The organism is Catellatospora sichuanensis (genome assembly GCF_007483665.1).
Classification (GTDB): domain Bacteria; phylum Actinomycetota; class Actinomycetes; order Mycobacteriales; family Micromonosporaceae; genus Catellatospora; species Catellatospora sichuanensis.
Genome location: NZ_VIQO01000002.1, coordinates 464,044 through 487,588 on the forward strand (window position 1 = coordinate 464,044; position 23,545 = coordinate 487,588).

General features: G+C 70.9%; 20 protein-coding genes. 11 read left to right on the forward strand and 9 right to left on the reverse strand.

Going from position 1 to position 23,545, the window contains the following annotated elements; genetic code table 11:
- Positions 1–11: 11 nt before the first annotated feature.
- From FLL47_RS19715 to hpf, 3 genes are all read left to right on the forward strand, one after another.
- Positions 12–1,868, forward strand: a complete 1,857-nt coding sequence (locus FLL47_RS19715) for an LpqB family beta-propeller domain-containing protein (RefSeq protein ID WP_186315798.1) — start codon at positions 12–14, stop codon at positions 1,866–1,868.
- Between the two features lie 3 nt (positions 1,869–1,871).
- The gene (locus FLL47_RS19720) at positions 1,872–2,594 is read left to right on the forward strand and encodes a ComF family protein (RefSeq protein ID WP_144121980.1); all 723 of its coding nucleotides are present in this window, start codon (positions 1,872–1,874) and stop codon (positions 2,592–2,594) included.
- Positions 2,595–2,854: 260 nt separating this feature from the next.
- On the forward strand, positions 2,855–3,490 hold the full coding sequence (hpf, locus tag FLL47_RS19725) for a ribosome hibernation-promoting factor, HPF/YfiA family (protein WP_144121981.1): 636 nt from the start codon (positions 2,855–2,857) through the stop codon (positions 3,488–3,490).
- A gap of 59 nt (positions 3,491–3,549) precedes the next feature.
- On the opposite strand, the gene FLL47_RS19730 is transcribed toward hpf, so the two are convergent.
- The 3 genes from FLL47_RS19730 to FLL47_RS19740 all read right to left on the reverse strand — a co-directional run bounded on the left by FLL47_RS19730 (position 3,550) and on the right by FLL47_RS19740 (position 7,188).
- Positions 3,550–4,671 carry a GNAT family N-acetyltransferase gene (locus FLL47_RS19730; protein ID WP_144121982.1) on the reverse strand — a complete coding sequence of 374 codons (1,122 nt, stop codon included), beginning with the start codon at positions 4,669–4,671 and terminating at the stop codon, positions 3,550–3,552.
- A gap of 268 nt (positions 4,672–4,939) precedes the next feature.
- The gene (locus tag FLL47_RS19735; RefSeq protein ID WP_144121983.1) at positions 4,940–5,527 is read right to left on the reverse strand and encodes a GNAT family N-acetyltransferase; all 588 of its coding nucleotides are present in this window, start codon (positions 5,525–5,527) and stop codon (positions 4,940–4,942) included.
- A 50-nt stretch (positions 5,528–5,577) separates the two neighbouring features.
- A complete protein-coding gene (locus FLL47_RS19740; protein WP_144121984.1) occupies positions 5,578–7,188 on the reverse strand; it encodes a BTAD domain-containing putative transcriptional regulator in 1,611 nt (536 codons plus the stop codon).
- 404 nt (positions 7,189–7,592) lie between these two features.
- Here FLL47_RS19740 and secA point away from each other — a divergent pair, with 404 nt between their 5' ends.
- Positions 7,593–10,436, forward strand: coding sequence for a preprotein translocase subunit SecA (gene secA, locus FLL47_RS19745; protein WP_144121985.1), 2,844 nt, complete (start codon positions 7,593–7,595; stop codon positions 10,434–10,436).
- Between the two features lie 161 nt (positions 10,437–10,597).
- On the opposite strand, the gene FLL47_RS19750 is transcribed toward secA, so the two are convergent.
- Positions 10,598–11,104, reverse strand: coding sequence for an Rv3235 family protein (locus FLL47_RS19750; protein WP_144121986.1), 507 nt, complete (start codon positions 11,102–11,104; stop codon positions 10,598–10,600).
- Between the two features lie 127 nt (positions 11,105–11,231).
- Entirely contained in the window at positions 11,232–11,465 is a 234-nt protein-coding gene (locus tag FLL47_RS19755) for a helix-turn-helix transcriptional regulator (RefSeq protein WP_144121987.1), read from the reverse strand.
- Positions 11,466–11,595: 130 nt separating this feature from the next.
- Here FLL47_RS19755 and FLL47_RS19760 point away from each other — a divergent pair, with 130 nt between their 5' ends.
- On the forward strand, positions 11,596–12,099 hold the full coding sequence (locus FLL47_RS19760; protein WP_144121988.1) for a DUF6912 family protein: 504 nt from the start codon (positions 11,596–11,598) through the stop codon (positions 12,097–12,099).
- Positions 12,100–12,106: 7 nt separating this feature from the next.
- Here the strand turns inward: FLL47_RS19760 and FLL47_RS19765 are convergent, their stop codons facing one another.
- Positions 12,107–13,063, reverse strand: a complete 957-nt coding sequence (locus FLL47_RS19765) for a hypothetical protein (RefSeq protein ID WP_144121989.1) — start codon at positions 13,061–13,063, stop codon at positions 12,107–12,109.
- A 380-nt stretch (positions 13,064–13,443) separates the two neighbouring features.
- Here FLL47_RS19765 and pruA point away from each other — a divergent pair, with 380 nt between their 5' ends.
- From pruA to FLL47_RS19780, 3 genes are all read left to right on the forward strand, one after another.
- Positions 13,444–15,090 carry an L-glutamate gamma-semialdehyde dehydrogenase gene (gene pruA, locus FLL47_RS19770; protein WP_144121990.1) on the forward strand — a complete coding sequence of 549 codons (1,647 nt, stop codon included), beginning with the start codon at positions 13,444–13,446 and terminating at the stop codon, positions 15,088–15,090.
- Positions 15,091–15,164: 74 nt separating this feature from the next.
- Complete coding sequence (locus FLL47_RS19775) at positions 15,165–15,944, forward strand: tryptophan 2,3-dioxygenase (RefSeq protein WP_246158249.1); 780 nt, start codon at positions 15,165–15,167, stop codon at positions 15,942–15,944.
- A gap of 395 nt (positions 15,945–16,339) precedes the next feature.
- On the forward strand, positions 16,340–16,855 hold the full coding sequence (locus FLL47_RS19780) for a PadR family transcriptional regulator (RefSeq protein ID WP_120316849.1): 516 nt from the start codon (positions 16,340–16,342) through the stop codon (positions 16,853–16,855).
- Positions 16,856–16,859: 4 nt separating this feature from the next.
- On the opposite strand, the gene FLL47_RS19785 is transcribed toward FLL47_RS19780, so the two are convergent.
- The 3 genes from FLL47_RS19785 to FLL47_RS19795 are packed head-to-tail and all read right to left on the reverse strand — an operon-like array spanning position 16,860 to position 20,428.
- The gene (locus FLL47_RS19785; RefSeq protein WP_144121992.1) at positions 16,860–17,864 is read right to left on the reverse strand and encodes an N-acetylglucosamine kinase; all 1,005 of its coding nucleotides are present in this window, start codon (positions 17,862–17,864) and stop codon (positions 16,860–16,862) included.
- 43 nt (positions 17,865–17,907) lie between these two features.
- Positions 17,908–19,167, reverse strand: a complete 1,260-nt coding sequence (locus tag FLL47_RS19790) for a 6-phospho-beta-glucosidase (RefSeq protein WP_144121993.1) — start codon at positions 19,165–19,167, stop codon at positions 17,908–17,910.
- Positions 19,168–19,219: 52 nt separating this feature from the next.
- The gene (locus FLL47_RS19795; RefSeq protein ID WP_144121994.1) at positions 19,220–20,428 is read right to left on the reverse strand and encodes an ROK family transcriptional regulator; all 1,209 of its coding nucleotides are present in this window, start codon (positions 20,426–20,428) and stop codon (positions 19,220–19,222) included.
- A 114-nt stretch (positions 20,429–20,542) separates the two neighbouring features.
- On the opposite strand from FLL47_RS19795, the gene prfB reads away from it, so the two are divergent.
- The 3 genes from prfB to ftsX all read left to right on the forward strand — a co-directional run bounded on the left by prfB (position 20,543) and on the right by ftsX (position 23,502).
- Positions 20,543–21,658 carry a peptide chain release factor 2 gene (prfB, locus tag FLL47_RS19800; RefSeq protein ID WP_425457727.1) on the forward strand — a complete coding sequence of 372 codons (1,116 nt, stop codon included), beginning with the start codon at positions 20,543–20,545 and terminating at the stop codon, positions 21,656–21,658.
- A 223-nt stretch (positions 21,659–21,881) separates the two neighbouring features.
- Positions 21,882–22,562 (forward strand): cell division ATP-binding protein FtsE, encoded by a 681-nt coding sequence (gene ftsE / locus FLL47_RS19805; RefSeq protein ID WP_144121995.1) that lies wholly within the window; start codon positions 21,882–21,884, stop codon positions 22,560–22,562.
- A gap of 64 nt (positions 22,563–22,626) precedes the next feature.
- Complete coding sequence (gene ftsX, locus FLL47_RS19810; RefSeq protein ID WP_144121996.1) at positions 22,627–23,502, forward strand: permease-like cell division protein FtsX; 876 nt, start codon at positions 22,627–22,629, stop codon at positions 23,500–23,502.
- The last annotated feature ends 43 nt before the right edge of the window (positions 23,503–23,545 follow it).

Sequence of the window (23,545 nt, forward strand, 5' to 3'; positions counted from 1 at the left end):
GAGGAGCGGGCATGAAGGAGCGGACCGAACGTGCCCGTACGGGCACGTCCTGGCTGGCGGGTGTGCTGGTGGCCGGATTCGCGGCGGCCGCCCTGGCGGGCTGCGGTATCGGCGTCGACTCCGGCGTGGTGCGCGACGGCGCCGGACCGACGGCCGCTCCGGGGCAGGCGCCGCCCGGGAGCTCGGGGCCACAAGCGCGCGACGCCGACGAGCAGAAGCCGAGCAAGCTCGTCAAGGACTTCCTCGAGTCGGCGGCCGGTGACCACGGGTTGCCCGCCACGCACGAGAACATCATGGACAACGTCGTACGGAGCTACCTCGGCCCGGCCACGCGGGAAGAGTGGAAGCCGAGCGGTGACGGAGACCTGACCCTCGTGCAGTTGATCGAGGATCCGACGGAGGTGTCGTCTCAGCACATCGTCCGGGTCAGAGTCCGCTACCTCGGTGTCCTCACCGTCGACGGACGCATCAACCCGCATGAGGGCGGCGAGAAGACGCTCACGTTCAAGGTCGAGCAGATAGGCCAGCAGGGTCTGTTCATCACCGATCTGCCGGCCGACCTCCTGCTGTCGCGGTCCGGCCTGCTGGGGTACTACGACCAGGTGCAGATCTACTTCTGGAACAAGGACGGCACCTCGCTGGTGCCGGATCTGCGCTACATCCCGAAGGCGCTGGAGCAGCGGGAGAACCGGCTGCTCGACTGGCTGTTGAAGGGACCCGCGGACTGGCTCAGCCCGGCGGTCCGTCCCCTGCCCGAGGGCACCAGGCGCTTGAACAACATCGTGAAGGACGATCAGAAACTGGTCGTCAGCCTGGCCGGTGTCGCCGACATGGCCGAGGTGGCCGTGCGCGACTCGCTTGCCGCGCAGCTCTACTGGACGCTGCTGCCCAAGGGTCAGCTGGAGCTGAAGGTCGAGTCGCGGGTCTACCCGACCTCGGGCAACTTCACGGCCGCCAACCGGGCGGTCGGCACCGGCGAGATTCGTGATCCGGGCCGCTATGCGGTGGACCGCGACGCTGGTGTGCTCCGGCGCATCAGCAGCCCGGAGGAGAGGGGCGCGCTGCCCCTGCACACCGAGTCCAACAAAAATGTGAAGTCTGCCGGGGTGGCCGCGCGGGAGGCGGCGTTCGCTCTGGTGCGCCAGGAAAAGGGCCGGGACCGGCTGTACGTCGGGCGCAAAGAGAGCGAGCTGCACCCGGTCGACATCGCTATCGATGGCGCGCCGCTGGGCATGCCGTTCTGGCTGGACCGGTCCGCCGAGGTCGTGCTGGTGCTGGGCAAGGGCAGCCTCTGGGCCGCCAGGATCGACGACCGCAAGGCGGTCAAGGTCGGGAGCGGGGGGAAGCCGATCACGGCTGCCTCCGTCGCGCCGGACGGCAGGCGGATCGCCTTCGTGAGCCGCAACAAGCTGTACATCGCCCCGCTGCTGCGGCAGGCGAACGCGGTGGGCACGTTCGCGATCGGTCAGGCGCGCGAGTTGCACACCAGCCTGACCGAGTTGCGCGGCGTCGGGTTCCTGCGGGAGGACACCCTCGTCGTCGCCAGCGCGGGATCGAAGATCCAGCTCGCCCACGTCTCCGTGGACGGCGTCGTGGAGGAGGTCCTCACGACCAACGTCAAGGCGGAGGTCTCCAACCTCGTGGGATACGTGCCCGACGCCCGGCGGCCGGAGCGTACGGGCAACGTGCTTCTCGACGTCGACGGCGAGGCCCACCAGGCGTTCGAGGGCGCGCTGCTGGCACCGCTCAGTGCCGGTCTCATCCTGCCTCCGGCGCCGGAGCCGACTGTCACGCCCTCGCCGGCCGTGTCGGGATCGCCGCAGCCCGCGCCGGAAGTCATCGCGTCGGCCGCCTGCTACGAGGGGTGAGCCGTGCCGGTCGGGGCGCTGTTGCAGGCACTGGTCGACCTGGTGCTGCCCGCGTCCTGTGCCGGGTGCGGCGAATCCGCTCAGCCGCTGCGCTATGAGGTGTGCGCGGACTGCGCACGGGTGGTCGAGTCGCTGCGCGCGGCACCGACCCGCCCTGACCCCGCCCCGGACGGGCTGCCCGCCTGCGTGGCGCTGGGCGCCTACGACGGGCGGCTGCGGGAGCTGATCCTCGGCTTCAAGGAGCGCGGCCGGCACCGGCTGGCCCGGCCGCTGGGCGCGCTGCTGGCTGAGGCGGTCGCGGCCACGGCGGCCCCGGGGCGCCCGCTGCTGTTGCTCTACGTCCCGGACACGGCCGAGGCGGCCCGGGCCCGCCACGGCGACCACATGCTCCGGCTGGCCCGTGCCGCGGCGCAGCGGCTGCGTGAGGCCGGTCGGCAGGCCGGCGTCGCCGCCCCGCTGCGCGCGCTGCCGAAGGCGGATTCGGCGCACCTGTCGTCGGCCCAGCGGGCCGCGGGCGCGGCGGGCGCGTTCGTGCTGCGGGGCGGGGCGGTGGAGCGGGCCCGGCGCGCCGCGCCCGGGTCCGTGACGGTCCTGTTGGACGACATCGTGACCACCGGGGCGACCCTGGCGGCCGCATCGGTGCTGCTGGACAGCGCGGGCCTGCGGGTCGACGCGTGCGTGGCGCTGGCCGCGACACGCCGTTACCTGCCGCAGCGCGCAATATAGCCGTAATCTTCGGATAATGGCTGGATCGATGCTGGGTGACGGCTCCGTGACGCGCGGTACCGAAAGGGCGAATCTCGTCAAAACAGTCTTGGTACAAGGGATGACGAGTGGCTGACAAGAGGCTAGCGTCAGAAGCCAACCACCTGATGGAGGTCACCGCTCAGCGGTGAACGAGAGCGTCGGAAGGGGCTTACAGAAGTGCGCCCCGGACACCAGTTGCCGGGGTGTTCCGCACTCGGACAGACCGTGGGAGGTCAGGCGTGGACATCGAGGTCAAGGGTCGTAATGTCGAGGTTCCGGATCATTTCCGGGTACATGTAGCCGACAAGCTGCAAAAAGTTGAGCGTTACGACCAGAAGATCATTGAATTCGACGTCGAGCTAATCCACGAGCGCAACCCGCGCCAAGCTGATTCCTGCCAGCACATCGAGATCACCTGCGTGACCCGCGGCCCCGTCATCCGCGCCTGCGGTGCCGCCAGCGACTTCTACTCCGCACTGGACGAGGCTGTGGAGCGGCTCGACCGCCGCCTGCGCAAGGCCGCTGATCGCCGCCGGGTGCACCGCGGCCGTCGCGCCCCGCTCTCCGTCGCCGAGGCCACCGCGAACTTGGCCCTGTTCGAACCCCCCACGGGCGGCACGGCCACCGCCACGCTCGCGCGCTCCGCCAACGGCGCGGGCGGGCCGATGGACGCCCTGGAGGACCAGGACCAGCCGTGGCACATCGTGCGGGAGAAGGAGTTCTCCGGTGAGCCGATGACAGTCGACGACGCCCTGTACCAGATGGAGCTGGTCGGGCACGACTTCTACCTGTTCCACGACAAGGACAGCGGCCGGCCCTGCGTCGTCTACCGCCGCAAGGCGTACGACTACGGCCTCCTGACGCTGGCCTGGTGAACCGATAGGCAGGCATCGGCCTGTCCCATCCCGAGGATGGGACAGGCCGATCCTTCGTGTCAGCGGTACTTCTCGGCGATCCGCACGTACTGGATGTCGTCGACGCGCGTGCCGTCCCGCGTGGGCAGCCGCGCCTTGAGCGTTCCCTCGAGCTCGAATCCGGCCCGCTCCAGCACCCGCCGCGACGCCTCGTTGTAGGGAAACGTCCCGGCGACCACACGCACCACACCGGCCTGCTCCATCGCCCAGTCGCTGAGCAGCCGGGCGGCAGCGGTGGCGAAACCCCGTCCGCGGAACTCCGGGCGCAGGGCGTAGCCGAGGATCGCCTGCTGCAGGAAACGCTCGTGGTAGTACAGGCCGATCTCACCGGCGAACGCACCGCTGTCGGCGTCCAGGATGACGCAGGTGGCGCGGGTGCCCGCCAGCCAGTCGGCCTCGGCGCAGGCGCAGCGTTCGCGCACCCCGTCCAGGGTGATCGGGCCGCCGACGTTGCTGCGGGCCACCTCCGGCAGCTCAGCCAGCGCGAAGTAGTCCTCGGCGTCGGCCGTTGTGATCCGGCGCAGCCGCACCCGTCCGTCGGTCAGTTCGCCGCCGGGGAGCTCGGGCAGGCCGGGCGGCACCGGGCCGGGCGGGTCGCCGGCCAGCCGGACGAACGCCACGTAGTCGCCGTGGGAGCCGTCGCGGCGGGTGGACGCGCCACGGCGTACACCCTCGCGGGTGAAGCCCGCCGCCAGCGCGACCCGCTGGCTGGCCGCGTTGTCCGGCACCGTGAACAGCTCCATGCGGATCATGCCCAGCGTGCCGAACGCCCAGTCGGTGATGGCACGGGCGGCCGCGGTGGCCACGCCCCGGCGGCGTGCCCACGGCGCGACCCAGTAGCCGACCTCGGCCTGGCGGCGGTCCTCCAGCAGGTGGCTCAGCCCGGCCCCGCCCAGCACCTCGTCGGTGACCGGATCGACCACCGCCCAGGACGCCCCACCCGTCTGCCAGTTCTCCGGCGATCCCTCGGTGATCCACCACCGGGCATGCTCCATCGTGTACGGCGCGGGCATCGCCGCCATGAAGTGCGCCGTCACCGGATCGTCGCAGGCCGCACGCAGCTGATCGGCGTCGCGGATGCGCCAGGGCCGCAGCCGCACCGTGCCGCCGTCGATCGTCAGCGGCTCACGCGGCCCGGTCATGCCTTCTCCTCGCTGCGCTCGTCGGCGGCATCACCGAGCCTGCTGATTCGCTCGCGACACTCGCTCATGCCTTCTCCTCGCTGCGCTCGTCGGCGGCATCACCGAGCCTGCTGATTCGCTCGCGACACTCGCTCATGCCTTCTCCTCGCTGCGCTCGTCGGCGGCATCACCGAGCCTGCTGATTCGCTCGCGACACTCGCTCATGCCCTCTCCTCGCTGCGCTCGTCGGCGGCATCACCGAGCCTGCTGATTCGCTCGCGACACTCGCTCATGCCTTCCCCTCGCCGGTGACCAGGTCCTCCCGGACCATGGCCGCGACCCAGGCGTCGCGGCGCTCGCCGCGGTGGGCGCAGCCGTTGCGCTGGACGCCCTCGTAGGCGAAGCCCGCCTTCTCGGCCACGCGGCGCGAGCCGTCGTTGCCGACGTACGCCTTCCACTCCACCCGGGCCAGGCCGAGCTCGCGGATGCCCCACTCGGCGACGGCGCGCAGCGCGGCGCTCATGTAGCCGTGGCCGCGGGCGTGCGGCGCGGTGAGGAATCCGACGTCGGCGACCTGCGGGTCACCGGAGACGCGCAGGTCGATCTGGCCCACGTAGGCGTCGTGGGCGTCGGCGATGACGAACGCGGCGCCCTGCCGGCGCAGCCACCAGCCGGGGGCGTAGTCGTTCACGAAGCCGAGCGCCTTCTCGTGGTCGTATTCGAGGGGCACCGTGGTCCAGCGCAGGGTCTCCGGGTCGATGCAGGCGGCCAGAACGCCCGGCGCGTCGCCGAGCTGCGCCGGGCGCAGGGCGAGCGCGGCGCCCCGGTCGGTGACGGTGTGCAGGACCGGTTGGGGGTCGTCGTACAGGTCGGTCATGGGCCTCACCCTGGCATATCCGTCCGCGGACCGGCACGCGGATTACCCCGTCAGACCAGCGCGACCAGTACGTCCCGCTGCTCGTCGACAAGCTGTCGGGGCAGCAGCTGGTGGTCGACGAGCTGGTCGACGGTAAGCAGCGGACCCGCCGCGGTGCGGTGCTCGACGATGCGCCGGGCCTGCTCCGGGCTGATCCCCGGCACCCGGGCCAGCACCTCGGCGGGCACGCCGTTGACGTCGACCAGACCGCCGTCGTCGTAGGCGGGCGCCAGGTCGGGGCGGCCGATGTGCAGGCGCCGGGCGATGTCGGGATGCTGGGTCATCAGCCGGCGCGCCTGCTCCCGGCGCACCCGCAGCTCGATGGCCTGCACCGCGGTGGGCGAGGGCCGGTGGCGCGGCTTGTCCAGACCCAGGAACACGCCCTGCGCGATGCCGCCGACCCACATCACCAGCACCGCCAGCATCGAGATGTCGTCGCTGGCGGTGACCTGCTCGGAGTCGGTGTCGACGGTGGTCCACGCGACCACGGCCAGGGCCAGGTAGACGGCGGCGCACAGGCCGATCCGCCAGCTGCGCCGGTACGCGGCGAAGAATCCCATCACCGCGAAACTGGCGAAGCCGCAGGACAGCAGGGGCACCGCACCACCGATCGCGGCGAGCACGATGCGCAGCGTGCCGGCCGTGTCCACCGGCCGGGCCGGGGGCTGTGGGTAGGGCGCCCAGACCGGCATGCTGTACGGCGTCCAAGCGCCGGGTGGCGCGTACACGGCGCCCGGGTGCCCCGTCGGTGGGAGCGGTAGCGGGTAGGGCGGCGGCGCGAAGCCGCCCGGCGGTCCGGCGTGTATGGCGGGCGCCGGCGCCCCGGCGTGCGCGAACGCGGCGGGGCGCAGCAGTGCCGGGTCGCCCTGCAGGATGGCCCGGTGCAGCTGCTGCAGCCGCTCGCCGGGCTCGACGCCGAACTCGTCGGCCAGCAGCGCGCGGGCGTCGCGGTACGCGGCCAGTGCCTCTGCCTGCCGGCCACACCGGTAGAGCGCCAGGATCAGCAGGTGGCGCAGCCCTTCCCGGAGCGGGAACTCGGCCACCAGCCCCACCAGCCGGGTCGCCGCGTCGACGTGGCGGCCCAGCTCAAGCTCCAGCTCGACCATCGTCTCCAGCGCCGCGGCGCGGCTTTCCAGCAGCCGCTCGCGGGCCGCGTCGAAGGCCGGGCCGGGCAGGCCGCCCAGCGGTTCGGCCCGCCACAGCGACGTCGCCTCCCGCAGCACCGCGACCGCCTCCAGCAGTCGCCGCTCGCCGCGCAGCGCCTGCGCGCGGGACACCTGCCGGGCGAAGACGTCCGTGTCGAGGCTGCCCGCAGGGATCGTGAGCAGGTAGCCGGCCGGGGTGAGCGTGATCAGGCCGCCCGGGTTGCGGGGCGAGTGCGCGGGGTCCAGCGCCCGGCGCAGGCCGGCGACGTACTTCTGCACGACGTTCGGGCCGTTCTCCGGCGGGTCGTCCTGCCACACCGCGTCGATGATGGCGGCGGGGGCGACCGGCCGGTTGGCGTGCAGCACCAGCATCGCCAGCACCGCCCGCTGCTTGCCGGGCCCCAGGTCGAGCTCCGTGCTGCCGTGCCACGCCCGCAGCGGGCCCAGCAGTTCGAAGCGCGGCGGCCGGTCGGTCACGGTCCCCTCCAGTCGGCTAACGCGGGCGACCGCAGGCAGGCGTACCTGCCCGCATGCTGCTGACCTGGACCGACGTGATCACGGCAGGCGGAGCGCAGCAGTCGGCAGCATAGCGGCAGCGCGGCGGCGGCTGGGGTGACCACCATGGTGATCGTGAGCGGTGCGGCCCGGCCCGGCGTCAGGGGGTACGGGGGCGGCCGGCTCGGCGTGCTGACGTCGTGGCGGCCGTCTCCCCGGCGACCGTGGTCCGGGCGCCCGCGAACGACTCCGTACGGCCGGGCTCCGGGCCTGGAGGTTTGTGACTTCGTGCCCGATTCTGCCGGATCGCTTCCCTGGGGGTGACGATTCGCCGTCCGATGCGCCTACGATGGGTCGGCAGACTGTCTAGGGAGCGTTGAACACCCGTGTCGATTTTCGAGAAGATCCTCCGTGCCGGTGAGGGGCGGATGCTCCGTCGGCTCAAGGCCATCGCCGACGCCGTCAACTCCATCGAGGAGAACTACGTCGACCTCAGCGATGCCGAGCTGCGGGCGCTGACTGACCAGTACCGGGAGCGCCTCGCCGACGGGGAGACCCTGGACGACCTGCTCCCCGAGGCGTTCGCCACGGTGCGCGAGGCCGCCAAGCGGGTGCTGCACAAGCGTCACTACGACGTGCAGATCATGGGCGGCGCGGCGCTGCACTTCGGCAACATCGCCGAGATGAAGACCGGTGAGGGCAAGACCCTCGTGTCCACCCTGCCGGCCTATCTCAACGCGCTGGCCGGCAAGGGCGTGCACGTCATCACGGTCAACGACTACCTGGCCCAGCGTGACGCCGAGTGGATGGGGCGGGTGCACCGCTTCCTCGGCCTGACCGTCGGGACGGTGCTGCCCAACCGCCCGTCCGACGAGCACCGCGCGGCCTACGACTGCGACATCACGTACGGCACGAACAACGAGTTCGGCTTCGACTACCTGCGCGACAACATGGCCTGGTCCGCCGCGGACATGGTGCAGCGCGGCCACGGCTTCGCGATCGTCGACGAGGTCGACTCGATCCTCATCGACGAGGCCCGCACGCCGCTGATCATCTCCGGCCCGGCCGAGCAGTCGCAGCGGTGGTACGGCGAGTTCTCCGCGGTGGTGGCCCGCCTGGAGCGCGGCAAGGACGGTTCGGGCGACTACGAGGTCGACGAGTCCAAGCGCACGGTCGCCGTAACCGAGCGCGGCGTCTCGCGGGTCGAGGACCGCCTGGGCATCGACAACCTGTACGAGTCGGTGAACACCCCGCTGGTCGGCTACCTGAACAACGCCATCAAGGCCAAGGAGCTGTTCAAGAAGGACAAGGACTACATCGTCTCCGACGGCGAGGTCCTGATCGTCGACGAGTTCACGGGCCGCATCCTGCACGGCCGCCGCTACAACGAGGGCATGCACCAGGCGATCGAGGCCAAGGAAGGCGTCGAGATCAAGCAGGAGAACCAGACCCTGGCCACGGTCACCCTGCAGAACTACTTCCGCATGTACGAGAAGCTCTCCGGCATGACCGGCACCGCGCAGACCGAGGCGGGCGAGTTCAACAAGGTCTACAACGTCGGCGTGGTGAGCATCCCGACGCACCGCCCGATGGTCCGCCAGGACAAGTCGGACGTCATCTACAAGACCGAGAAGGCGAAGTTCCAGGCGGTCGTCGAGGACATCGCCGAGCGCCACGCCACCGGCCAGCCGGTGCTGGTCGGCACGGTCTCCGTGGAGAACTCCGAGATCCTGTCGCAGCTGCTGCGCCGCAAGGGCATCCCGCACGCGGTCCTCAACGCGAAGTACCACGCCCGCGAGGCGGAGATCATCGCGCAGGCGGGCCGCAAGGGCGGCGTCACGGTGGCCACCAACATGGCCGGCCGTGGCACGGACATCCTGCTCGGCGGCAACCCCGAGTTCCTCGCTGCGGCGGAGCTGCGCCAGCGCGGCCTCACCGAGGAGGAGCACGGCGACGACTACTACAAGGCGCTCGAGGAGATCCTGCCCACCTGGGAGGAGGCCTGCGCGGCCGAGGCCGAGGAGGTCACCGGCGCCGGCGGCCTCTACGTGCTGGGCACCGAGCGGCACGAGTCCCGCCGGATCGACAACCAGCTGCGCGGTCGCGCCGGCCGCCAGGGCGACCCGGGCGAGTCGCGCTTCTACCTGTCGTTGCAGGACGACCTGATGCGGCGCTTCCGCTCCGGTGCGGTCGAGGCGGTCATGGACCGCTTCAACATCCCGGACGACGTGCCGATCGAGTCGAAGATGGTGACCCGTCAGATCCGTGGCGCGCAGACGCAGATCGAGGCCCAGAACGCCGAGATCCGCAAGAACGTGCTCAAGTACGACGAGGTCATGAACAAGCAGCGCCAGGTGGTCTACGCCGAGCGCAGGCGCGTGCTGAACGGCGAGGACCTGCACGACCAGATCGACACCATGATCGACGACGTGGTCGCGGCGTACGTCTCCGGCGGCACCGTCGGCACCGGCAAGGAGTACGCCGAGGACTGGGACCTCGACCAGCTCTGGACCAATCTCAAGCAGCTCTACCCGGTCACCGTCACGATCGAGGAGCTGGAGGAGGAGGCGGGCGCCGAGCGCACCACCTTCGACCACGAGTTCCTCGTGGAGCGGATGAAGCAGGACGCGCACGACGCGTACGACCGGCGCGAGGAGCAGCTCGGCCCGGAGGCGATGCGCGAGCTGGAGCGCCAGGTGCTGCTGGCCGTCATCGACCGCAAGTGGCGCGAGCACCTCTACGAGATGGACTACCTCCAGGAGGGCGTCGGCCTGCGGGCCTACGCCCAGCGTGACCCGCTGGTCGAGTACCAGCGCGAGGGCTTCGACATGTTCGCCCAGATGATGGAGGGCATCAAGGAGGAGGCCGTCGGCTTCCTGTTCAACCTGGAGGTCCAGGTCGAGCAGGCACCGGCCGAGCCGTCCACGCCCGGTGTGCCGCTGCCCGACGGCGAGTCGCACGTCGAGGTCCGGGCCAAGGGCCTGGGCCAGCGGCAGCAGCCGCAGCGGGTGCAGTACACCTCGCCGACGATCGACGGCGCCGCCGGCTCGGGCGCACCCCAGGTGCAGCAGGCTCCGGCACTCGGCATCGGCAACAGCGGCGGCGACGGCGGCCGCAAGCCGTCTCCCCGCAGCGCCGCCCGCGGTGCGGTGGCCGCCCCCGCGTCCCGCAACAGCCCCTGCCCCTGCGGCTCGGGCAAGAAGTACAAGCGCTGCCACGGCGCCGCCTGACCCTGACGACGATCTTGCGCGGCTGACCCCCCGCGAAGGGGCCATTCGGGCAAGATCGTCGAGGTACAGCGAAGAAGGACCGGCCGTCGGCCGGTCCTTCTTCGCTGTGGAGCCCGGGACGGACGACGCGGTGTCAGGGGTGCAGCCGCCCGCCCCGGGAGTCAGAGCAGCACCAGCAGAGCGGTGCAGCGCCAGCCCGTGGTGTCGCGCTCCAGGCGGTACGCCACCGACCAGGTGGTGCGTCCGTCGCTGAGCACGGCGGCGACCTCGGCGACGCCGGGGCGAGGTTCGCAGGTTCTGAGCTGGCGGCGGCGCACCGGGCAGCGTGGCGTTCCCGACGGCACGGCGCGGCGCAGCGCGGCCAGCCGACGCAGTCCGCGGGCCAGCTCCTCGAGCACGTCGTTGGCCTCGGTGACGCGCAGCAGCGGGCGCAGCTGGCCGGGGGAGCGGAAGCCGTTGAACAGCTCCAGGCACAGGTTCAGGAAGCGCAGGGCCGCGGTGTGGCACTCGGGCGAGGCCCCGGCGACGGCCTCCGGCGGGATGATCTCGCATGGCTCGGGCCGCACCGGCCGGTAGGTGGTGGGGCGCAGCTCGTCGTCGAACGGCGGATCGAGCGGGGGTGCGCGATGGATGCGGACGGATCCGGCCGGAACGGCGAGCGCCGTCATCGGGACCACCACCTTTGATCTTGAGTTTGCTTGAGTTTGCCTCCGTTTGACATTTGTAGCTGGCGAACGAGGGATCGGTCAATGCCAATCTTGCGATCTTGATGCGGTGGATGCCCGGGTCGGGGTGTCAGTCCTCGCCGCCGGACAGCGGGTTGTCCTTCACGTACTGCTGGGCCTCGTCGTAGAGCTGGGCGATGAAGTCCTCCAGCCGGGCCCGCTCCACCCGCCACTGACCCCGGCCGCCCAGCCGGATGGCGGGCAGCTCGCCTCGCCGGACCAGCGCGTAGATCTGCGCGGTGGAGGTGCTGAGCTCCTCGGCGACCTGCTCCAGGGTGAGGAAGCGGGACAGCGGCTGGGTCATGGCGGCGGATCTCCTGAAGAGGGGCTGATTCGTGCGGTTGCTTCAGTTTGCCATCGGATGGTGTGGCGCGGGGAGTCCGGTGTCGCCGTGCGAGACTGTGCGCAGTGGAACGGGGACGGAGGGGTCCGACGTGGCGAACGATCTCGTGAGGGTGTACCTGCCGGCGACGGTGCGGCTGGTCGCGGCGTTGCGCGAGGCCGGTGAGCTGCCCGGGGTGGCCGCGCACACGGTGACCCCGGCCCTGCGCGAGTGGTACGCCGAGGGCGACGAGGAGGAGCTGGAGTACGTCGCGTTCATGCGGGCCGCCCAGGACGCGCTGCGCCTGCTGCGCGACGACCCGTCCGCCCCCCGGCGACGTGTGGTGATCTCCGCCGACGTGCCCGCGAGCCAGGTGACCGTCGAGAACCGCGACCTGGGCACCAGCACGGTCCGGCTGAACGGCGCGGTGCGCCGCGCTGCGATCGCCGCGTTCCATGTGGACGAGGCCGAGGCGGAGCCGGTGGTGGCCGAGGCCGCCGAGGTCGTCGAGCGGGCCGCCGGCGGCGACCCGGACGCGCAGTTCACCGTCGACTCGGCCGAGGATCTGGACCTGCTGTGGTACGCCCCGGAGGAGCTCGACGAGCTCCTCCGGTGAGCCGGAGTCAGTCCCGGACGGCCTTCGGCAGCGTCCGGCCGTACGCGATGGTCGTGGTGATCGCGCCGACGAACAGCACGACCAGGCCGGTGTTCAGGCGCGACGCCGCGATGAAGGACAGGATCTCGGTGTCCGCGGAGATCTCGCCCTCGGCCAGCGAGAGCAGCTGGGCGACGCCCAGCCGGGTGCAGAAGTGGGCGACGATCAGCAGCAGCCCGGCGGACGCGCCCGCGGCCAGGTAGACCGGCCACTTCGGGGTGTCCCCGCTGCGCGCCGCCGCACGCCGGATGCGCCAGTACGCGACGAGTCCGGCGAGCAGCCCCGCGATGATCGCGGTGGTGCCTGCCAGCAGCCCGTTCGCCGAGTAGCGTTCGGCCGCGGTGTCTCCGCTGCCGAACGCGTCCAGCAGCGGCGTGGAGAACAGCGCCACCACGTTGAGGAAGACCAGCACCAGCAGCGTGGCGGACAGGCCCGCGGCGAGGATGCGGGCCGGGCGGATCGCGCCCAGTGCCCCGCCGAGCGCCCCGGCCACCCCGACGGCGACCGCGACCACACCGACGGCACGGGCCGACATGCCGTACGCCAGCAGGACGGCACCGCTGGCCAGCGTGCCGGTGAGCAGACCGGCGGCCGTTCCCACAACCCAGCGGCCGATGCCCCGCTCCGCCCACGGCTTGCGGCGGCCCAGCACGAGCGTGGACCACAGCCCCACCGCCGCCCCGGCGAGCAGGTTGGCCTGGATCACCTGCGGCAGCAGGATGGCCGCCATCACCAGGCTCCAGTCGCCCGCCTCGCCGGTGAACGCGGTCCGGTAGAAGAGCAGGGTCACCAGGAGCCAGGCCAGGGCCGAGAAGGCCAGCCAGCCGGTCGTGGACGGCGTACGCGGCGCCTCCGGCGCGGCGGGCAGCTTCGTGCCGGCCTTGCGCTGAGGGTGGGCGGACGTGGCGATCGCGGGCTCGGTCATCGTGGTCTCCTGTTGGGCGACAGTGGGCCTGCCGACGGCGTGGTGCTCGCCGCGGCGGCCCCGTGTCGGAAGGGCCTGGACGGCTGGCGCGGGGCCACCGGTGGAACCGGTCCGGCCGCCCGGCCCGCCGATCGCGCGGCAGGCCTGGACGAGCGGGGCTCCATGGTCCGGCGACCTAGCCTAGCCAGGCCGGAGGGGTGGGTAGGCTGGAGCGGTAGGGCGAGCCCGGTGACCTGGCCCGGATCGCGGCCGACCCGATGGTCGCCGAGCCGGTCATGGTCGAACGGATCACATGTCTGCCGCCGGGCCGGGCTGTGGCGGTACTTTGCGTGCAAGTATGCAAAGAACGTTGACGAACCTTCCGACCGGAGGAGCCATCGATGGACGCCGTATCCGTGGTGCCCGAGCCGCACAACGAGCCGGTGCACACCTACGCACCGGGCAGCGCTGAGCGATCCCGTCTGCACAAACGCCTCGGGGAGCTCGCCTCGGAGCAGCTCGAGCTGACGATGACCATCGACGGGCAGCAACGTATGGGTGGCGGCAACGCGATCCACGTCGTCCAGCCGCACAAGCACGCGCATGTGCTGGGAGTCACCCACAATGCCACCAACGCCGATGCGGTGGCGGCGGTGACGGCCGCGAAGAAAGCCGCCCCTCTTTGGCGTGATATGTCGTTCGACGACCGCGCCGCGATCTTCCTGAAGGCCGCCGATCTGCTCTCCGGCCCGTGGCGCGACACCCTCAACGGCGCCACCATGCTCGGCCAGTCGAAGACCGTGCAGCAGGCGGAGATCGACTCGGCCTGCGAGCTGATCGACTTCCTGCGCTTCAACGTGCAGTTCGGCCGCAAGCTGCTGGCCGAGCAGCCGGTCTCCTCGGCCGGGGTGTGGAACCGCTTCGACCACCGCCCCCTCGAAGGCTTCGTCTACGCGGTCACGCCGTTCAACTTCACCGCCATCGCGGGCAACCTGCCGGCGACCCCGGCCCTGATGGGCAACACGGTGCTCTGGAAGCCGGCGCACACCCAGCAGTTCTCGGCGCACTTCCTGATGCGGCTGTTCGAGGAGGCGGGCCTGCCCCCGGGCGTCATCAACATGGTCACCGGCGACGGCCTGGCCGTCTCCGAGGTCGCGCTCGCCGACCCGGACCTGGCCGGCATCCACTTCACCGGCTCCACCCGGGTCTTCCAGCACCTGTGGAAGCAGATCGGCGACAACATCGCCGGCTACCGCTCGTACCCGCGCATCGTCGGCGAGACCGGCGGCAAGGACTTCATCGTCGCGCACCCGTCGGCCGACCCGGCCGCGCTGGTCACCGCCATGGTCCGGGGCGCGTTCGAGTACCAGGGGCAGAAGTGCTCCGCCGCGTCGCGGGCGTACGTGCCCCGCTCGCTGTGGGACGCGGGGGTGCGCGACCAGCTCGTCGCCGACACCGAGTCGCTGACCTACGGCGACGTCACCGACTTCCGCAACTTCGGCGGCGCGGTGATCGACGACCGGGCCTTCGCCCGGCACGCGGCCGCGCTGGAGAAGGCGAAGGCGTCGGAGTCCTGCGAGATCATCGCCGGTGGCGAGGCGGACGACAGCGTCGGCTACTTCGTGCAGCCGACCGTGATCGTCTGCACCGACCCGGCCAACGAGGTGTTCACCACCGAGTACTTCGGGCCGATCCTGGCCGTGTACGTCTACGACGACGCCGACTTCGCCTCCGTGGTCAAGCAGATGGAGAGCGTGGCGCCGTACGCACTGACCGGTGCGATCTTCGCGCAGGACCGGCGGGCACTGGAGTGGATGTCGCACGAGCTGCGGTTCGCGGCGGGCAACTTCTACCTCAACGACAAGCCGACCGGTGCGGTCGTCGGCCAGCAGCCGTTCGGCGGCGGCCGGGCCTCGGGCACCAACGACAAGGCGGGCTCCTGGCACAACCTGATCCGCTGGATGTCCCCGCGGACCATCAAGGAGACGTTCGTCCCGCCGACCGACCACCGTTACCCGCACATGGACACCGACCACCCGCGTTCGTGACACGCTGATCAAGAAGGGACCGTATCGAGGGATACGGTCCCTTCTTTCGTATATGTCTGGGTTACCGTGACTGCGTGCAGAGCTTCGGGGAGCAGGGCGGACGCCTCACCTACGGCACCTACCTGCGGGTGCCCGAGCTGCTGGCCCAGCAGGTGCCGCAGTCCGCCCCGGCCGCCCACGACGAGCTGCTGTTCATCACCATCCACCAGGCGTACGAGCTGTGGTTCCAGCTGCTGCTGCACGAGCTGGCCGACGCCCGGGACCGGATGCTGGCGGGGGAGAGCTACCTGCCCCGGGTGCGCCTGGAGCGCTGCCACGCGGTCGAGATGCTGCTGGTCGGCCAGGTCGACGTCATCGACACGATGACCCCGCAGGACTTCCTCGCCTTCCGCACTTTGCTCGCGCCCGCGTCCGGGTTCCAGTCCGCCCAGTTCCGCGAGATCGAGTTCATCTCCGGCCTCAAGGACCCCGGATTCCTGGAGCGGCTGCGCGGGCTGGCGCCGGCCGAGGAGGAGCGGCTGCGCCGCCGGCTGGCCGAACCGACCCTCTGGGACGGCTACCTGGCGCTGCTGGCCGCGCACGGCTTCGCCGTCGGCTCCGACGAGGAGGTGCTGGCGGCGCTGGTGTCCATCGCGCGCGACCGGGAGCGCCACGGTGCGCTGTGGGACCTGGCCGAGGCGCTGATCGCCCACGACCAGGCGTGGTCGCTGTGGCGCGCGCGGCACGTGCTGATGGCCGAACGCCAGATCGGCGCGAAACCCGGCACCGGCGGCTCCGCGGGCAGCCCCTACCTCCGCTCCCGCCTGGACACCCGCTTCTACCCCGCCCTCTGGGCCCTTCGCGCCGCCCTCTGACCGCCGCGCCCGCTCCGCTCCCGCCGCGCCGGTCGCGTGTCCGATGTCGGCGCATGATCGCCATTTCGTGCCGATAGCTCGGGTCGGACTCAGCCTTCTGACACGAAATCGTGATCTTCACGGGGGAGGTTGTGGACTGAGCTGTGGATATGTCGGGTTTGGGGTGATCGGAGGGTGAGGGGGTGCGGGGTGGGGAGGGGGGTGAATGGGGCGACACGCCGAGGGGAGAGATATCGGGCGGTTTGTGTTATCCCGTCAGGCGGGACGTCTAGGGCAGGAAACGGACATATTCCTGTCTGATCAGACAGTCGGAAAGGGACTGTCCGGCGGGGAATGTGCACTGTGGATGGGCCGATATCCTGGACAGAAGGCTGTGAAAGTGGCAGCGTTGAGTCATGGCAGAGGTAGGAATCAACGCTACTGCGGCGGCCGTGCTCGGCCTGCTGCACGACGGCCCCATGACCGGTGGCCAACTGATGGCGGCGGCCGAACGTCGGCTCAGCCCGTACTGGTCCATGACCCGGTCTCAGGTCTACCGTGAACTGCCGGTCCTCGCCGAGCTCGGCTACGTCAAGCTCGGCAAGCCCGGCCCGCGGGCAAGCCAGCCCTACGCGATCACCGCGTCGGGCAAGCGCGCCTTCGCCCGCTGGCTGAACGAGGAGCCCGGCCGCGAGCTGGTGCGCAACCCGTATGCACTGCGTGTCGCGTTCGGATCCACGCACGCGACCAACCAGTTCGACTCGCTGCTCAACAGCGCCAACTCACATCACACCGAGGCGCTCGCGGAAGCCCGTGAGCAGGCCAAGGAGGCCAAGAAGGAAGGCGACGACTTCACCGCCGCAGGGCTGGAGTTCGCCGTCGCCTACCACAAGGCCGCATTGAACTGGCTGAAGACCGCCATCGCCAAGTAGCGCCTCAACGCTGGGCGAGGTGCGGTCGTGCCTCCTCCAGCGCGGAACGCAACGCGGCCGCGGCGGCAGGCGCCGCGCCGAGCGCGTCCAGTGCGAAAAGGCCCGCTCCCACCACCGGTGGCTGTGCCAGCACAGTCAACCGGGCCTTCGACGAGTGGGCCTTCACCCCCGCGTCCACGGCGTCCTGCAGCAACGGATGCCGGGCGCGCAGCACACCACCGCCCAGGACAACGGCATACGGTTCCTCCCTCAGCCCGAGCCGGTCCGCGGCAACCGTCACCAATGACGTGATCTCGGTCGCCTGACGCGCCACCACGCGCCGGGCGACCTCGTCACCCTGCCCGGCGGCGGCGAACAGCACCTCGCTCAGCCCGATCATCCGGTCCTCGCCGAGGCTGCCCAGGTGCAAGCCGGTGATCACATCGTTGACGGAGGCCTGCCCGAAGTGGGCCGCCACCGCCCCGGCCAGCGCCGTGGCCGGCCCACGACCGTCCTCGGCCCGCGCCGCATGCCACATTGCCAGCGAGGCCAGGTGCAGCCCGCCGCCCCAGTCGCCGGAGATCGGACCCAGCGCCGGGAACCGGGCCGTGCGCCCGTCGGCGCTGCGGCCCACGCAGTTGATCCCGGCCCCGCACACCACCGCGATCGCGTCCGGGCTGTCGGTGCCCGCCCGCAGCAACGCGAACGTGTCGTTGTCCAGCCGGTACGACTCCGCCCAGCCGGTCAGGGCGACCGCCTTCGCCGCCGCCTCGACCTCCTCGGACAGGTCGAGACCGGACAGGTAGACCTCGGCGCGGGTGATGGGCACGGACGGGGGCATCTCGGCCGCCCGCAGCGCCGCGCCGACCAGCCGGTCCAACAGCGCCACCGCCGTGTCCAGGCCGATGACCTGCGGGCACGAGCCCGGCCCGCGGACGTAGCCGTGCACGTGCCCGTCCGAGTCGGCGAGCACCACGTCGGTTTTGGAGTTCCCGCCGTCGACGGCGATGAACAGCTCTGCCGGGCTCATGCCTTCGCCTCACTGCGCTGGTCGGCGCGGCCGGTCCGGGTGCTCATCGGGCCCAGGCCAGGTGCTGAGCGTTGGCGGCGAGCAGGCGCAGGGTCAGCGCCTCGGCGTGCTCGTGCTGGCCGATCAGCGGGTGGGCGAGCAGCGCGGCGTAGACGCGGTCGCGGCCGCCGTGCACCGCGGCGCGTACGGCCAGTTCCTCGTACGCGGCGACGCCGGAGATCAGGCCGGACAGTTCGGGGGCGACCGGCGGGGCCTGGACCGCCACCGGGCCGTCGCGGTCCACCCGGGCGCTGACCTCGATCACCGCGTCGTCGGGCAGGAACGGCAGGTGCCCGCCGTTGCGCAGGTTCACCGCATGCACCGCGCCGTCGCCGGTGAGCAGTGACGTGATCAGGCCGACGGCGGCCTCGGAGTAGAACGCCCCGCCCCGCTTGGCGAGCAGGTCCGGTTTGGTGGTCAGGGCCGGGTCGGCGTACATCTTCAGCAGCTCGGTCTCCATCTCGGCGACCTTCTGCCCGCGCGTCGGGGCGTCGCGCTCCTCCCGCACGACCTCGTCGTGGGCGTAGAAGTAGCGCAGGTAGTAGGACGGCACGTTGCCCAGCAGGCGCAGCAGCGACGGCGGCAGTTGCACCGGCCCGGCCAGCTCGGCCAGGTGGCCGGCGAGCAGCTCGGGCAGCCGGTCGACGCCGTCGACGTACGCGGCGCGCTCCCAGGTGAGGTGGTTCAGGCCGACGTGGTCGAGGGTGACCGCGCCCGGCTCGACGCCCAGCAGCGCGGCGAACCGGCGCTGGAAGCCGATGGCCACATTGCACAGGCCGACCGCCCTGTGCCCGGCGTCCAGCAGGGCGCGGGTGACGATGCCGACCGGGTTGGTGAAGTCGACGATCCACGCGCCGGGTGCGGCCAGCCGCGCGGCCCGCTCGGCCACGTCGAGCACGACCGGCACCGTGCGCAGCGCCTTGGCCAGGCCGCCCGCGCCGGTGGTCTCCTGCCCGACGCAGCCGCATTCGAGGGGGAAGGTCTCGTCGCTGATGCGGGCGTTCTGCCCGCCGACGCGCAGCTGGATGACGACCACGGCGGCGTCGGCCAGCCCGGCGTCGAGGTCGGTGGTCCAGGTCAGCGTGCCGGGGTGGCCGTGGTGGGCCATCAGGCGGCGGGCGTACGGGCCGATGACGTCCAGCCGCGACCCGGCCGGGTCGATCAGGCACAGCTCGGTGACGTCGAGGCTGCCGGCCAGCCGGGCGAACCCGTCGACCAGCTCGGGCGTGTAGGTGGAACCGCCACCCACGACTGCGATCTTCATTGCTGCTCTTCCGGTGAGGGGACGGGTGGTTCAGGCGGGTGGCGTCGCGGGCTCAGGCGGAGCGCGGGGCGGTGCCGGGGATCGGCCGGGCGTTCAGCGAGTCGACCAGGGATTCGCGCACCGACCGCAGGCCCGAGTCCATGGCGCCGAGCAGCACCGCGTCGTCGGTCAGCGCGGTCACCTCGACCGGGGTGCGCAGCGGGGTGTTGCGGTGGAACGCCTCGGTGACCAGGTCGCGCAGCCGCGCGCCGCCGGCTTGGGCGACCTCGCCGGCCAGCACCACCAGCGGCGGATCGACCAGCGCGGCGACCACGGCCAGCACGACCGCGATCCGGTCGGCCAGCGCGGCGAGGAAGTCGGCCGCCGCGGGGGAGTCCGCGCCGACGGCGTCGGCGACCATCTCCTCCGGGGTGGCCCCGGTGAAGCCGTGCGCCGCGCCGAGCGCCGCCACGGCCGGGCCGCCCGCCAGGCTCTGCAGGTCGCGGGGCTGCCCGGGGGCGGCCAGGCCGAGCGGCACGTAGCCGATCTCGCCCGCCCCGCCGGTCGCTCCGCGCAGCAGCGACGCGCCCAGGTCGATGGCGCAGCCCAGACCCGCGCCCAGCCAGAGCAGGGCGAAACTGCCGCTGCCCGCGGCCGCGCCGCGGTGCCGTTCGGCGATCGCCGCCAGGTTCACGTCGTTGTCCGCCTCGACGGTCACGCCCAGCGCGGCGGCCAGCTCGGGGACCACCCCTGGGCGGCCCCAGCCGGTGACGTCGATGTGCCGGATGGCGCCCGTGCCGGGGTCGTACGAGCCGGGCACGCCCAGGTGCAGGTGGGTGACGCGGTCGCGGCTCAGCCCGGCGCGGGCGCACAGGTCGCCGGCGATCGCCCGCACCGTGCCGACCGGGTCGCCGTCGGCCGGGTCGCTGGGGTACGCCGCGCGGGCCAGCACCGCTCCGCTGAGATCGCACAGCGCCGCCTCGAACGGGGCGTGTAACGTCTCGCTCACGTCCCGTACCGAGATCGCCAGCACCGTCGCTGCGGCCGGGTTGACCGCGTAAACCTCCGCATTGGGGCCGGGACCGCCGCTGGTGTGGCCCACGACGACCGCCAGCCCCGCCTCGGTGAGCGTGCGCAGCACGTCGGAGGTGGTCGGCTTGGACAGGCCGGTCAGCTCCCGCAGCTCGCCGCGGGTGAGCGTGCCCCGATCTATGAGCAGCGCCATGGTCGCGCTCTCGTTCATGGCCCGGAGCAGCTTGGACGAACCGGCGAGCCGTGCCACGTGCCCTCCTCGCATAATAGGAAAGTAGGTTTACTATTGCTGCGACAGTGGCCGCTGTCAAGTCGCGGGAGCGCCCCGGAAAACCGTGCGGCCGGTGCCACTAGTCTTGTTGTCGTGACTGCCGACTACGCCGATCAGCTCAAGAACCTTGACGCGACCATGCGCAACATCGAGTCCGTGCTCGACATCGCCCGGCTGCGCCGGGACAAGGAGCGGCTCGAGGAGGCGGCCTCGGCCCCGGACCTGTGGGACGACCAGGCCAAGGCGCAGGAGGTCACCTCCCAGCTGGCGTACGCGACCGGTGAGATCAACAGGCTGACCAAGCTGCGCGGGCGGATCGACGACGTCGCGGTGCTGATGGAGCTGGCCGAGGACGAGAACGACGCCTCCTCCATGGCCGAGGTCGGCACGGAGCTGACCTCGCTGGCCAAGGCGGTCGAGGAGCTGGAGGTGCGCACCCTGCTCTCCGGCGAGTACGACTCCCGTGAGGCACTGGTCGCCATCCGGGCGGGCGCGGGCGGCGTGGACGCGGCGGACTTCGCCGAGATGCTGCTGCGCATGTACCTGCGCTGGGCCGAGCGCCACGGCTACCAGACCGAGGTCTACGACACCTCGTACGCGGAGGAGGCCGGTCTGAAGTCGGCCACGTTCGCGGTGAAGGCGCCGTACGCCTACGGCACGCTGTCGGTCGAGTCGGGCACCCACCGCCTGGTGCGCATCAGCCCGTTCGACAACCAGGGCCGCCGCCAGACCAGCTTCGCCGGGGTCGAGGTGCTGCCGGTGGTGGAGCAGACGGACCACATCGACATCCCCGAGAACGAGATGAAGGTCGACGTCTACCGCTCCAGCGGTCCCGGCGGGCAGAGCGTCAACACGACCGACTCGGCGGTGCGCATCACGCACATCCCGACCGGCATCGTGGTGACCTGCCAGAACGAGAAGTCCCAGCTGCAGAACAAGGCCTCGGCGCTGCGCGTGCTGCAGGCCCGCCTGCTGGAGCGCAAGCGCCAGGAGGAGCGGGCCAAGATGGAGGGCCTGAAGACCGACGCGGCCGGTTCCTGGGGCGACCAGATGCGCTCGTACGTGCTGCACCCGTACCAGATGGTCAAGGATCTGCGCACCGAGTTCGAGACGGGCAACCCGTCGGCGGTCTTCGACGGCGAGATCGACAGCTTCGTCGAGGCCGGCATCCGCTGGCGCAAGCAGAACGAGCTGGAAGCCGCCGCCTGATCGGCTGAGTGAGTCCTGTTCCGCCCGGCTGTCCTCGCAGCCGGGCGGAGTTTCTTTCATGTATGGACATCTCTGCGGCATCGCCCGCCCGGGTGAAGTGACTACTGTCGGTGACAGTTGATCACGGGCAGATCACGGAATTTTCCGGGAACATTCACGGCAATACCGGCATCTCAACCCCTGCGGGCTTGGCGAAACGGCGACACCGCGTAGACTCTCCGCCGTGATTCGACTTGAGCACGTGACCAAGACCTACCCTAAGGCGTCCCGGCCCTCACTGGACGACGTGTCGGTCTCGATCGAGAAGGGGGACTTCGTCTTCTTCATCGGTCCGTCCGGCTCCGGCAAATCAAGCATCGTCAAGCTCATGCTGCACGAGATCAAGCCCAACAAGGGCAAGGTCATCGTGAACGGCAAAGAGATCAGCTCCATGCGGTCGTGGAAAATTCCCAGCTTCCGCCGCTCGATCGGCTGCGTCTTCCAGGACTTCCGCCTGCTGCCGAACAAGACGGCCTACGAGAACGTCGCGTTCGCACTCGAGGTCATCGGCAAGTCCAAGGCGGTCGCCCGCCGCGTGGTGCCGGAGGTGCTGGAGCTGGTCGGCCTCGGCGGCAAGGAGCACCGCTACCCGCACGAGCTGTCCGGTGGTGAGCAGCAGCGCGTCGCGGTGGCGCGCGCGTTCGTGAACCGGCCGCTGATCCTGCTGGCCGACGAGCCCACCGGTAACCTCGACCCGGACACCTCCATCGAGATCATGCGCCTGCTGGACCGGATCAACCGGACCGGCACGACCGTCGTGATGGTCACCCACGACTCGAACATCGTCAACCAGATGCGCCGTCGCGTCATCGAGATCGAGGGCGGTCGGATCGTCCGCGACCAGGCCCGTGGTGTGTACGGCTGAGCCGACGTGCCACTGAGCCCCTGTCCCTGACGACTTGACCGTCTCCCCCGGAGGATTTCCCCCGATGCGTGCGAAGTATGTCCTGGCCGAAATGCTGGTCGGGCTGTGGCGCAACGTCACGATGACCATCGCCATGATCATTACGATGATCGTGTCGCTCTCCATGCTCGGCGCCAGCCTGCTGATGTACATGCAGGTCGACGAGATGAAGGGCCACTACTACGAGCAGGTCGAGGTCTCCATCTACCTGGAGAAGTCGATCCAGGACGCGGAGCGGTCCGACATCAAGTCGAAGCTCGACAGCGACCCCTTGGTCAAGAACGTGCTCTGGGAGACCAAGGAGATGGCGTACGAGAACTTCAAGGCGCAGTTCCGCGACGCCCCCGACCTGGTCAACGCGATCGGCGCGGACGAGCTGCCGGAGTCGTTCCGGGTCGCGCTGCACGACCCGAAGAAGTTCGACCAGATCAACGCCACCTACGCCGGCCTGCCCGGCGTAGACACGGTCGTGGACCAGCAGAAGCTGCTGCAGAAGATCTTCGACATCCTCGGCTCCATCCAGAACCTGTCGCTGGTCGTCGCGGGCTTCATGGGCCTTGCCGCACTGCTGCTGGTCGCCAACACCATCCAGGTCGCCGCGTACAGCAAGCGGCGCGAGGTCGCGGTCATGAAGCTGGTCGGCGCGTCGAACTGGTTCATCCAGGCGCCGTTCGTGCTCGAGGCGGTCTTCGCCGCCCTGCTGGGCTCGATCCTGGCCTGGGTGATGCTGGTCGTCGGCAAGGTCGTGCTGATCGACGGCAAGCTGGCCGCGCTGACCGACCTGCTGCTACCGGTGAGCTGGGGCAATGTCAACCTGATGCTGCCGATCCTGGCGGGCATCGGCTCGGTGGTCAGCGCCGTCACCGCCTGGGTGACCCTGCGCTTCTACATCCGCGTCTAGTCGCGGCGACGCACGTCGACGGCCCGTCCCTTCGGGGGCGGGC

Coding starts and splice junctions, on each gene's coding strand:
- FLL47_RS19785 (WP_144121992.1), bottom strand. CDS start 17,864: ATGAGCCCGGCAGAGCTGTTCATCGCCGTCGACGGCGGGAACTCCAAA.
- ftsX (WP_144121996.1), top strand. CDS start 22,627: ATGCGTGCGAAGTATGTCCTGGCCGAAATGCTGGTCGGGCTGTGGCGC.
- FLL47_RS19715 (WP_186315798.1), top strand. CDS start 12: ATGAAGGAGCGGACCGAACGTGCCCGTACGGGCACGTCCTGGCTGGCG.
- FLL47_RS19735 (WP_144121983.1), bottom strand. CDS start 5,527: ATGACCGACCTGTACGACGACCCCCAACCGGTCCTGCACACCGTCACC.
- FLL47_RS19765 (WP_144121989.1), bottom strand. CDS start 13,063: ATGACCGAGCCCGCGATCGCCACGTCCGCCCACCCTCAGCGCAAGGCC.
- pruA (WP_144121990.1), top strand. CDS start 13,444: ATGGACGCCGTATCCGTGGTGCCCGAGCCGCACAACGAGCCGGTGCAC.
- FLL47_RS19755 (WP_144121987.1), bottom strand. CDS start 11,465: ATGACCCAGCCGCTGTCCCGCTTCCTCACCCTGGAGCAGGTCGCCGAG.
- FLL47_RS19730 (WP_144121982.1), bottom strand. CDS start 4,671: ATGACCGGGCCGCGTGAGCCGCTGACGATCGACGGCGGCACGGTGCGG.
- FLL47_RS19780 (WP_120316849.1), top strand. CDS start 16,340: ATGGCAGAGGTAGGAATCAACGCTACTGCGGCGGCCGTGCTCGGCCTG.
- FLL47_RS19790 (WP_144121993.1), bottom strand. CDS start 19,167: ATGAAGATCGCAGTCGTGGGTGGCGGTTCCACCTACACGCCCGAGCTG.
- FLL47_RS19750 (WP_144121986.1), bottom strand. CDS start 11,104: ATGACGGCGCTCGCCGTTCCGGCCGGATCCGTCCGCATCCATCGCGCA.